Source organism: Myxococcus sp. AB025B, from assembly GCF_006518215.1.
In the GTDB taxonomy this organism is placed as follows: Bacteria; Myxococcota; Myxococcia; order Myxococcales; family Myxococcaceae; genus Myxococcus; species Myxococcus fulvus.
On record NZ_SRLW01000722.1, the window covers coordinates 1 to 441 of the forward strand.

The 441-nt window shown below is 64.4% G+C and carries 1 protein-coding gene; it reads right to left on the minus strand.

Going from position 1 to position 441, the window contains the following annotated elements:
• Positions 1-441: ABC transporter substrate-binding protein (locus FL311_RS43685; protein WP_141333601.1), on the minus strand; the 441-nt coding region annotated here is incomplete at both ends.

The window sequence follows — 441 nt, forward strand, 5'->3', positions numbered from 1 at the left end:
TTCCTTGGCTGCCTTGATCGAGTTGATCGTGTCGCCGCCAGCGTTGGCCAGGCCCAGGATCTGTGCCTTGGACGACTGCGCCTGCAGCAGGTACGACGAGAAGTCCGATGCCGACAGCGGGTGCTTGACCGAACCGACCACCGTGCCGCCGTTGGCCTTCACCACAGCCGTGGTGTCGTTCTCCAGCGAGTGACCGAACGCGTAATCGGCGGTCAGGAAGAACCACGACTTGCCGCCCTGCTTGACCACCGCGCTGCCCGTGCCCTTGGCCAGTGCCACGGTGTCGTACGCATAGTGGATCGTGTACGGCGTGCACTCTTCGTTGGTCAGGCGCGCCGTGCCGGCACCGATGTCGATGAACACGCGCTTCTTCTCGGAAGCCACCTTGTTCATGGCCAGGCCCGTGGCAGAGTTCGTGCCGCCCAGCAGCATGTCCAGGCC